The organism is Frankia sp. QA3 (assembly GCF_000262465.1).
GTDB lineage: Bacteria > Actinomycetota > Actinomycetes > Frankiales > Frankiaceae > Frankia.
This window is the reverse complement of sequence record NZ_CM001489.1, coordinates 5,965,782-5,975,879: the sequence shown is the minus strand read 5'-3', so window position 1 is coordinate 5,975,879 and position 10,098 is coordinate 5,965,782. Positions and strand designations below refer to the sequence as shown.

The following is a 10,098-nucleotide window of genomic DNA, read 5'->3' as shown; positions in this document are numbered from 1 at the left end:
GCCGGCGCCGGCGGCCCCGCGGGCAGCGGTGGACCGGCCGGCGACGGAGGCCCCGTCGGCGACCCGGCTCTCGGCATCCCGGCCGCGACCGACGCCCGGTCGCGGCGCACGGCGCAACCGGGCGCGGCGGAGGACCGACCACGGCAGGAGCCGGCAGCGGACGCCGGCCACACCCGGGCCGCGTCCCCCTCGGCCGTGGTCGCAGGCAGCGCCGGCTAACCTGCGGGCGCCCCGGCTAACCTGCGGGCGCCCCGGCTGACCCGCGGCCACGCCGGCTGACCCGCGGGCGCGGCGAGGCACTCACGGCGCCCGGTGGGTACTGCGCCGGAGCCGCCGTGGTCAGGCCGGCCCGGCGCGGCGATGTCAGGGGGCCGGCGGGCGGGTCGTCCATCGGGGGCGACCCGCCCGCCGGCACCGGGTGCGGGCGTCTAGCGGGGCGCGAAGGTACGGCTGTTCGGCTGGGCGCGGGCGTGCCGCATGGCGCGGGCGTCTGGCTGAGCGGGCGACGGCTGGGCGTACGGGCCTGCGGGCCGTCCGGGCTGGCACCGGGACGGTGCGCGACGAGCGCCGGGGCTAGCGGGCTCGGCGGGACAGCCGTTCGCGGTCGAGCAGCACGACGGCGCGGGAGTCCAGGCGCAGCCAACCGCGGGTCGCGAAGTCGGCGAGCGCCTTGTTCACCGTCTCCCGGGAGGCGCCGACCAGCTGGGCCAGTTCCTCCTGGGTAAGCCCGTGCTCGACCCGGACACCGGCCGCCTCGTTACCGGGCTGCGCCGGCTCACCGAACCGCTCCGCCAGGTCGAGCAGGGCTTTCGCCACCCGACCCGGAACGTCCGTGAACACCATGTCCGCGACGTTGTCATTGGTGCGACGGAGCCGACGGGCAAGCACGCGCAGCAGCATTGCGCCCGCCTCGGGGCGGGAACGCAGCCAGGGCCGCAGCGCGGTGTGCTCCAGCGACAGCAACGACGCGTCCGTGACCGCGGTCGCGGTAGCCGTGCGTGGGCCGGGATCGAACAACGAAAGCTCCCCGAAGAGGTCACCAGGACCCATTACGGACAGCAGGTTCTCCCGGCCGTCGGCCGACTGACGCCCTATCTTCACCTTTCCGGACAGGACAACGAAGACCCGGTCGCCGACATCTCCTTCACGGAACAGCACGTCCCCGCGGGTGACGTCCTGCCGATCAAGATGGTCGGAGAGGGCCAGCCGGTCCTGCTCGGAGAGCCCGACGAACAGCGGTACGCGGGCAAGCAGATCCTCCACGGTCCTGAGCATGCCAGGACTATCGATGGAGGGCACGAGCAGGGACCCCCAGCAATCAAATTGCACCCTGCATGTGAACGTGGAGCGACCGACCGTGCGCCGTTCGCGAGAATCCGCCCTTGATCAGGCACTTCCGGATGGCACGTCCGGGTGTTTTAATCCCCCCTCCCGGGCCCCGCCACGGCCCGCGGGAGCCGTCTCGCCCGGACGGGCCAGGTGGGCACCAGGTCGATCGGCCCGGCCGTCGACGGGCCGATGGACCCGCCCCTGCCATCTGGCCGAACGGCCGGGCTCGGCCAGGGCCATCGCCCGGGGTCCCGCGGGGCGAGCCGCCCGGTGCCGTTTCCCTTCATTGCCCGCCGCCCGAACCTGCCACCTGCGGCAACGCTCGAATGCGGGAAAAATGCGGGGAAACGGGCGGGATAACCGTCGGCCGCGCCGCCCGCCGCGCACCCATACCCGGACCGTTGATGGCGCACAGCGGGCGACATGTGGTATAAGCCGGGGCCGACCATCTGCCCGACCCCGGATGAGCGGTAAGTGGACCGCCAGGGCATCAGGCCGCCCGATGCTTGCCGGGCGACGGTCGGCGCAGCCGGCGGCGGTACCGCTCGAGCGCGGCGGGCAGGCCCTGTTGGACGAAGGTGTCGACCTCGTCCGGTTGGGCGTTGTCGAGGAAGCCCTCCAGGCCCTTGCCTGTGTCGGCGGCGTTCAACGGGCGTTCCACCCGTTCCATCGCCAGGAGAAGACCGAGGAGCACCAGAGGAAAGAAGATCGCGGCAATGACAAACATGACTCCCCCATGGTGGCCGACGAGCGATCGTCAGACGCACCGGGGGTAGGTGTGTCGCGCGTCGGTTAGCCGACGCCTCATGACCACACGGCACGCCCACCGGTGCCAACCGAGCCGGATCGGCCGGCGGATACGCTGCGGGACATGCCCGCCGCCGTCGACACCGCGACCGAGACACCGCTCGCGAGGACCCGGCGGGCTCGGCGGATCGTGCGCCTGCTGGGCGAGATCCACCCTGATGCCCGCATCGCGTTGCACTTCGACAACGCTCTCGAGCTGCTGGTCGCCACGGTGCTGTCCGCCCAGTGCACCGACAAGAAAGTCAACGAGGTCACTCCGGCGGTGTTCGCCCGGTATCGGACGGCGGCGGACTATGCGGCGGCCGACCGGGCCGAGCTCGAGACCCTGCTGCGGCCGACCGGGTTCTTCCGCGCCAAGGCGAACTCGCTGATCGGCATCGGCGCGGCGCTCAGCGAACGCTTCGGCGACCAGGTCCCCCGCACGCTCGAGGAACTGACCGCCCTGCCCGGCGTGGGCCGCAAGACGGCGAACGTCGTCCTGGGCCACGCGTTCGACACCCCGGGCATCACCGTGGACACCCACGTCGGGCGGCTGTCGCGCCGTTTCGGGCTGACCACCGAGACCGATCCGGTCCGCGTCGAGACCGATCTCGCCGCGCTCATCGAGCGCCGGGACTGGACCATCGCCTCCGATCGGATGATCTTCCACGGGCGCCGCTTCTGCCACTCCCGCCGACCGGCGTGCGGCGCCTGCGCCCTGGCTCGGCTGTGCCCGTCGTTCGGGCTCGGCCCCACGGAACCGGGCGAGGCCGCCAAGCTCGTGCGGGGAACACGCGGCGACATCGAAGCCTTGCGGTGAAGGAGATGTCCACACCTTCCCCCGCTTCCTCCGACGCGCCTTCCCCCGTTCCCGCGGACGCGACGGTACCGCCGGGTGCCGCCCCGCCCCCCAGGATCGCCCCCCCGGCCGAGGTCGCCAGTCCCGTCGAGGTCGCCCGCCCCGCGGAGATCGCCCACCCGCCCGCGGTGCCGCGCCCATCGGGCCCCGCCGACACCGCTCACGCCGACACCACACCAGCCGACACCACACCAGCCGACACCACACCAGCCGACACCCCACCAGCCGACACCACACCAGCCGACGTGGCCCCAGCCGATGCCACGCCCGCCGGTGGGGGCGCGACGGGCGTAGGCAATCTGGGCGATGCCGCCGCGGAGGCGTCCCCGCCGCCGGCGTGGCTGCGCACGCTCGCCGGCCAGCTCGGGGAGGCGCTGGTGACCGGCCGCACCCGCCCCGGCCCGCGCGCCGCCGACGCCCGGCCGGCGGCCGTGCTGATCCTGTTCGGCGATGGCCCGCACGGACCGGACGTACTGCTGCTCGAACGGTCGGCCGAGCTGCGCAGCCACGCGAGCCAGCCCGCGTTCCCCGGCGGCGCCGCGGACGCCACGGACGCCACCCGGGTCGACACCGCCCTGCGGGAGGCCGCGGAGGAAGTCGGCCTCGACCCGGCCGGAGTCGAGGTGCTCGCCGTCGCCTCGCCGCTCTACCTGCAGGCCAGCCACTACCTCGTCACCCCGGTGCTCGCCTGGTGGCACACCCCGTGCGCGGTCGCGCCCGTCGACCTCGCAGAGACGTCGTTCGTCTCCCGGGTGCCGCTGGCCGAACTCGCCGACCCGGCCAACCGGGTCATGCTGCGCTACGCCCAGGGCGGCCTACTCAGTCCGGCGTTCCAGGTACACGGGATGCTGGTCTGGGGCTTCACTGCCGGCATCCTCGACATCCTGCTGCGGCTGGGAGGATGGGAGCGCCCGTGGAACGACTCGGCGGTGGTGGATTACCCGCTCCCACGGGCAGTTCCTCCCGCGGCGTCCCCACCGCCCCAGCGGCGACGCTCGCCGAGCACACCCTGAGCCGGCCGAGCGCGCCCCGACACGAGAGGCACCACCGATGACCTGCACCGCGGACCGCGACCAGGCGGCCCGCCCGGCGGAGAAGCGCTCGCCCCACCGGCGAGCGTCCCGCGCGGCCGCGCTGCTCGGGCTGGTCCTCGCCGTGCTGCTGGGCGTGGCGGGCTGCGGCGGCGACGGTGGCGACAGCCCGTCCGCCGGCCCCACGCTCAGCGCCGCCCAGGGCGCGGACGGCGTCCAGGTGTTCGCCGTCACCGGCCTGCCGAGCATGAAGTTCTCCGCCACGCAGCTGGTGGCGAAACCCGGGAAGATCCGCGTCGACTTCTCCGTCGCGCAGGGCTCGCCGCCGCACAACTTCGTCGTCCCGCGCATCCCGGCCGCCCACACGAGCATCGTCTCCGCCGGTGAGTCGCAGAGCGTCACCTTCACCGTGACGGATCCGGGAGACTATCCGGTGGTCTGTACCCTGCATCCCAACATGGCGGCCACACTGAAGATCACCTGAGTCCGGGCCGACCCAGCCGTGCCCAATGTGCTCGACGTCGTCCTGCTGTTGCTCGTCATCCTGTTCGCGGTCTCCGGCTATCGGCAGGGTTTCCTGGTGGGCGCCCTGTCGTTCGTCGGCTTCCTGGGCGGCGGCGTGCTCGGCGCGAAGATCGCGAAACCGTTCACCGAGCTGATCGGTCAGGAGAGCCACGGCGCGCTGGTCGGTCTGCTCGTCGTGCTCGGGCTCGCTCTGGTCGGCCAGGTCGCCGGCACGGCGATCGGCGTCGCGCTGCGCGACCGGTTGACCTGGCGGCCCGGGCGGGCCGTCGACGCCGCCGCCGGGGCGGTGCTCTCCGGCGTGTCAGTGCTGCTCATCGCCTGGCTGCTCGCGAACGCCGTCGACCGCTCCCCCTTCGAGTCACTCGCCCGGTCCGTCCACGACTCCCACGTGCTCGCGGCGGTGGACGCCGGCATGCCGGACGACGTCCGCGAGACCTTCGCCGACCTGCGCCAGATCACCGACGACAAGGCCTTCCCGGAGGTCTTCGCCGGCTTCGGCGGCGAGCGGATCATCGCGGCCGGGCCACCGGACCCGGCCACCACCCAGGCCGCCGGGGTGCAGGCCGCGGCGGCGAGCATCGTGAAGATCCGCGGCGTCGCCCGAGCCTGCGACCAGCAGGTCGAGGGATCCGGCTTCGTGATCGCCCCCCAGCGGGTCATGACCAACGCGCACGTCGTCGCCGGGGTCCGCCACCCGACGGTCGTGCTGTCCACCGGCACCCTGCCGGCCGAGGTCGTGGTGTTCGACCCGGATCGCGACGTCGCCGTGCTGCGGGTGCCGGACCTGCAGCGCCCGCCCCTGCGGATGCGGGCCAGCCCGCCGGCCACGGCCGAGGAGCCGGCGGTCATCGCCGGGTATCCCCAGGACGGGCCCTACACCACCGTGGCCGCCCGCGTCCGTAACCATCAGCGGGCCCGGGCGGCGAACATCTACGAGCACGGCACCGTGGTGCGCGACATCTATGCCGTTCGCGGCCAGGTGCTGCCCGGGAACTCGGGCGGCCCGCTGCTCGCCCCGGACGGGACCGTGCTCGGCGTGGTGTTCGCCGCGGCCATCGGCGACGACGACACCGGGTACGTGCTCAGCGCCGCCGAGGTCGCACAGCCCGCCGCGGTCGGCAGCGTCGCGGTGACGCCGGTCAGCACGCAGGGCTGCGACTGACGGGCCGCCCCGGTTACGCCGACCGGGCAGCCGAGGCGAGGCCCGGTCGGCTGCCGGGGGCCGCGGCGGTGGTCAGGAGCCGAGCCAGGCGAGCAGCTCGGCGTTGACGAGGTCCGGGACCTCCTCGTGGGGGAAGTGCCCGACCTCGCCGTGCAGCTTCCAGGTGTAGGGACCGCTGACGTAGCGACCGGACCCCTGGGCGGTGGACGGCAGGAAGCAGCGATCGGCCGCGCCGTGGATCTGCAGCGTGTCGACGTGCAGGGACCGCCGCAACACACTGGCGAACCGCGCGCCGTCCGGCCGGAACAACGAGCGGAACACCCACCGGTGGTACTCCAGGGAGCTGTGCGCCACGCCGGGGATACGCATCGCCGAGCGGTAGCGCCGCTCCGCCTCGACGTCGGGATACCCGGGACCTCCCCATGTGCGCAGGAGGGCCGCGACGCGAGCGGCATCCCTGGCGACCAGAGCCCGTTCGGGGCGCCACGGCAGCTGGAAGCCCGCCATGTAGCGGCTCGCCGCGCCCTGGCCCCGCGGGTCCACCGCGATCTGGTGACGCAGCCGCTGCGGGTGTGGCATCGCCAGGACGGCGAGGCGGCGGACGACCATCGGATGGCGGGTCGCCGTCGTCCAGCCGAGCAGGCCGCCCCAGTCGTGGCCGACGATGACCGCGTCCTGCTCGCCGAGCGCCCGGATGAGGCCGGCCACGTCGTCCGAGAGGGTGAACGCGTCGTAGCCTCGCGGTGGCTTGTCGCTCGCCCCGTAGCCGCGCAGGTCCGGGGCGACGGCGCGGTAGCCCGCCGCGGACAGCGCGGTGAGCTGGTGGCGCCAGGCCCACCAGAACTGCGGGAAGCCGTGCAGCAGCAGGACCAGCGGGCCGCGGCCGAGCTCCGCGACGTGCAGCCGGGTGCCGTTGGCGGACACGTCCCGATGCCGCCACGGCCCGTCGATCAGGACGCTGGCGGGCTCGGGAACGGTGTCCTCCATCGCCTGCCAGGATGGCAGACCTCCGCCCAACGCGGGCCGGCGGTGGGCCGGTCAGGACGGGGTGTGATCGGGCCGGCGGCACGCCGCGGCGGCTCCCCCGTGGTGCCCCTGCGACCTGTCCGAACCAGCGATCAGGGCTGGGGGTGGTGCGAGGTCAGCACCGCCCCGTCAGGGCCCACCGAGGCCGCCCCGGGCGCCGCTTTCGGCGGGGATGCCGGTGTCGCCGATGATGCCGGCGGCGCGGTGGGATTGCGCAGCCAGGAGATGTCGTCCCGGACGGTCTGGATGGTCCGTTCGGGCGGGGAGAGCCGGCGGAACCTGCGGACCGCGAACAACGCCAGCATCCCCGCGACCACCAGGTACGCCGCCGCGGTGAGCAGGTACGACCAGAACCGCTCGACGCCGGCCCAGGTGATCAGTTCACCCAGGAAGATCGTGACGGCGATCAGTGCGCAGAGCCCGAGCCCGGCCGCCACCGCGAGGCAGCCCACCCCGAGCGCGGCCGAAACGGCCTGCCGCGTCATCTCGGCCTTGGCGAGGTTGATCTCCTGACGGACAAGCAGCGAGACGTCACGGGTGGCCAGCGCCACCAGCTCGCCCAGCGAGGGCTCCCGGCCGTTGCGAGCCTTTCCGGCAGTAGTCGACACTCTTCGTCCTCCCTCTGGCCCGCGTCCCGACCGGTGTGGTCGGGACGCGAGGCCCATCGCCCCGCCCAGGGTGGTCCGCGCCGACGGCGGACCGGGAGACCGACCGGAGACACCCGGCCCGGACCCCTCGGAGTCACACCGCCGACGCACCTCCCGGCGAACCGGCACGGTCCGCCGCCCCCTGTTCCTGATGCGCAGTCTCCCCCGGACGGAGGCTCCCAGGGGGAGAACGACGCGGCTGTGCTCGTGTGACGCCTCCGACGGGCGGCTGAGCACCGACTTCGGATGGCGCGGACGGGTACCGTGCCAACCGTGAACCCCCGCCCGTCCGGATCAGTCCTCGCCGCCGACCCGCTCGCCCGAGTCGCTGCCCTGCCCGGCGTGCGCGAGGCGGCGGACAGCGCCCGCGCGGCCGTCGACGCGCTGCTGCGGCACCGCATCCTGCGCCGGCAGAGCGCCGAGGTGACCGCGGAGGCGTCCCTGCGGGCGGCCCGCGCCTCGGCCGCTCTGGAAGGCCATGAGATCAGCCTGGACGGGCTACGCGGCTACCTCGCCGGCGATGGCACCGACGCGCGGCCCACCTCGGCGGGCGAGGACCCGGCGGCACCGGACGGGGCCGCGCAGACGGCACTGCCGGTCGGCGGCGACAGTCCGGCCGATCCGCTCTCGCCCGACCTGCTCTCCCTCGCCGTGCCCTCCCCCGACCTGCCCTCCCCCGTCGTGCTGGGGACGGTCCGGCTTTACGCCGAGCTCGGGGTGCTCGCGCCGGCCTGGGAGCGGGCGCCCCGGCAGGCCCTCGCGCGGATGCACGTCCTGTTGGGCCGCGGCTACCTGCCCGACGACGTGCTTGGCCGGCCGCGTGCCGACGCGGGAACCCGCGAGCTGCTCGACCCGCTGCGACTCGGTCCACCCCCCCCTTCGGTCGAGACCTCCGTACGGCTGGATGGCCTGACCGGGCTGCTCGTCGCCCCGACCACCGCGCCGGCCGTCGTGGTGGCCGCCGTGGTGCACGGGGAGCTGCTGGCCCTGCGGCCGTTCGGTGCGCTGGACGGCGTCATCGCCCGCGCCGCCGCCCGGCTGGTCCTCATCAGCCGGGGCCTGGACCCCAAGGCGCTGACCGCCACCGACGTCGGGCATCTGGAAGTCGACCCGAACGACGGCCCCGGGACGCCGGTCCTCGGATACCGCGACGCCGCCGCCGCCTACGTGGGCGGTGGGGCGCAGGGGGTCTCGGCCTGGGTGCTGCACTGCGCGAGGGCCCTCGAACTGGCCGCCCGGGAGTCGCTGGCCGTCTGCGAGGCCCTCGGCCGCGCCTGATCCGCCGCCCGCGGTCTCCCGGCGTGACCCCCGTGCGGGTGATGCGTCCTGCGCTCGGTCGCCATGCCCAGAATCCGCGTAACGCCTGGTTTCACGGCAGGCACGCTCGGGTATCCCCGGACATGTCAGACCTGGCGACCATAAGGTCGTAGGACCCGGTCTGAGACGGGCAGCCCTTTACCGGCCTCGTCCGAGACGATCCCCCGCCTTCCCCCCTGCGGGGGGTCGCCTCCCCTTTCTGCCGTCGGTCCCCTCCGCGTCCCCGCGGCCACGGACCGGCGCGGCCCCGGGCAGCAACGTCGCGAGCTCCTCGGTAACAGGCCAAACCTCCATGACAGCACAGCGGAGCCCTGTGGAGAGCGCTCATCCACAGGGTCCGTTCGGCGCATGGTGGGCCACGTCCTCCCCACCCGACCGGGAAACGAGCCCACTATGTCCCCCGCCCTGCCCCTGCTGACCGCTGCGGACGGCCACGGCCGCGAGGCGCGGCCGCTCGTCGTGACCGGCGTCCCGGACCTGCTCGACGACCTCCTTCGCCTGGCCGCGGCCGCCGGCGTCACGACGACCGTCGCCACCGAGCCGGGCGCGCTACGCCGCGCCTGGGCGGCGGCGCCACTGGTCGTCGTCGGCATGGACCGCGCCGAGGCGTGCATCGCCGCCGGCCTGCCGCTGCGCCCGCACGTGGTCCTGATCGGCGGTCACGTCGAGGACGGCCGAGTATGGTCCGCCGGCGCCCGCATCGGCGCCGATCACGTGATTTTCCTGCCCGAGGCCGAGCCCTGGCTGATCGACGCCTTCAGCGATCTCGACGGGCTCGGCCTGCGCGGCTCGGTGACGATCGGGGTGGTCGCCGGCCGGCGCGGCAGCGGCGCATCGACGCTGGCCGTCTCGCTGGCCCTGTCGGGCCTGCGCCACGGTCTGCACACGATGCTGATCGACGCCGACCCGCGGGGCAGCGGGGTGGCGCCCGGGTTGGCGCGGCTCCTGCCTGCCGCGGGTGATCCCCCGCCGGGCGGCACCGGCCAGCGGCCGACGAACCCCTTCCCCCCGCCGGACGGAGCGCCTCCGGACCCGCTCGGCGGGGGCGCGGCCCCTTCCTGGCCGGGGCTGGTGGCGCGGCGGGGCGAGCTGGCGGTGGTCTCCTGGGATCTCGGCGTCGGGCCCGACGTGCCGGTGGGACCGATGGCCACACTGCTGTCGACAGCCCGGTCCACGTCGGACCTGGTGGTCGTCGATCTGCCCTGGCAGCAGGACCCGGCCGCTGCCCTCGCGCTCAGCTCCTGCCGGACGGCGCTGGTGGTGCTGCGGGCGGATCTGGCGTCCGTGATGGCTGCCGAGCGTGTCTGCGCGGCGGCCGGGCGACGGTGCTCGGACGTACGCGCGGTCGTGCGGCAGCGCCCGTCGGCCAGGCTCGACCCCGCGATGGTCAGCGAGATGCTCGGGGTGCCGCTGGCC

10 protein-coding genes and 1 pseudogene are annotated in these 10,098 nt (G+C 74.4%); 7 read left to right on the top strand and 4 right to left on the bottom strand.

The genetic code is table 11. The features are described 5' to 3' along the window. A pseudogene (locus FRAQA3DRAFT_RS37615) lies at nucleotides 1–219 on the top strand (hypothetical protein); the annotation flags it as partial. 354 nt (nucleotides 220–573) lie between these two features. Here the strand turns inward: FRAQA3DRAFT_RS37615 and FRAQA3DRAFT_RS24530 are convergent. Continuing rightward, nucleotides 574–1,263 (bottom strand): Crp/Fnr family transcriptional regulator, encoded by a 690-nt coding sequence (locus FRAQA3DRAFT_RS24530; RefSeq protein WP_035923438.1) that lies wholly within the window; start codon nucleotides 1,261–1,263, stop codon nucleotides 574–576. 556 nt (nucleotides 1,264–1,819) lie between these two features. After that, entirely contained in the window at nucleotides 1,820–2,056 is a 237-nt protein-coding gene (locus tag FRAQA3DRAFT_RS24525) for a hypothetical protein (protein WP_009741745.1), read from the bottom strand. Nucleotides 2,057–2,200: 144 nt separating this feature from the next. On the opposite strand from FRAQA3DRAFT_RS24525, the gene nth reads away from it, so the two are divergent. The 4 genes from nth to FRAQA3DRAFT_RS24505 are packed head-to-tail and all read left to right on the top strand — an operon-like array spanning nucleotide 2,201 to nucleotide 5,692. Continuing rightward, on the top strand, nucleotides 2,201–2,935 hold the full coding sequence (nth, locus tag FRAQA3DRAFT_RS24520; protein ID WP_009741744.1) for an endonuclease III: 735 nt from the start codon (nucleotides 2,201–2,203) through the stop codon (nucleotides 2,933–2,935). A gap of 5 nt (nucleotides 2,936–2,940) precedes the next feature. Further along, entirely contained in the window at nucleotides 2,941–3,987 is a 1,047-nt protein-coding gene (locus tag FRAQA3DRAFT_RS37610) for a CoA pyrophosphatase (protein WP_232291740.1), read from the top strand. Between the two features lie 37 nt (nucleotides 3,988–4,024). Next, nucleotides 4,025–4,489: a plastocyanin/azurin family copper-binding protein gene (locus tag FRAQA3DRAFT_RS24510; RefSeq protein WP_009741742.1), complete on the top strand. Its 465-nt coding sequence runs from the start codon at nucleotides 4,025–4,027 to the stop codon at nucleotides 4,487–4,489. A gap of 18 nt (nucleotides 4,490–4,507) precedes the next feature. Then, entirely contained in the window at nucleotides 4,508–5,692 is a 1,185-nt protein-coding gene (locus FRAQA3DRAFT_RS24505; RefSeq protein WP_009741741.1) for a MarP family serine protease, read from the top strand. A 72-nt stretch (nucleotides 5,693–5,764) separates the two neighbouring features. Here FRAQA3DRAFT_RS24505 and FRAQA3DRAFT_RS24500 read toward each other — a convergent pair whose 3' ends face one another. Beyond that, a complete protein-coding gene (locus FRAQA3DRAFT_RS24500) occupies nucleotides 5,765–6,679 on the bottom strand; it encodes an alpha/beta fold hydrolase (protein ID WP_009741740.1) in 915 nt (304 codons plus the stop codon). A 131-nt stretch (nucleotides 6,680–6,810) separates the two neighbouring features. Next, entirely contained in the window at nucleotides 6,811–7,326 is a 516-nt protein-coding gene (locus tag FRAQA3DRAFT_RS24495; protein WP_009741739.1) for a phage holin family protein, read from the bottom strand. A 285-nt stretch (nucleotides 7,327–7,611) separates the two neighbouring features. Between FRAQA3DRAFT_RS24495 and FRAQA3DRAFT_RS24490 the strand changes: the two genes are divergently transcribed. Together FRAQA3DRAFT_RS24490 and ssd are read left to right on the top strand one after the other, a co-directional pair. After that, entirely contained in the window at nucleotides 7,612–8,643 is a 1,032-nt protein-coding gene (locus tag FRAQA3DRAFT_RS24490) for a hypothetical protein (RefSeq protein WP_009741738.1), read from the top strand. A gap of 432 nt (nucleotides 8,644–9,075) precedes the next feature. Next, the coding region (gene ssd / locus FRAQA3DRAFT_RS36300; protein ID WP_009741737.1) for a septum site-determining protein Ssd at nucleotides 9,076–10,098 on the top strand (1,023 nt) is incomplete at its 3' end.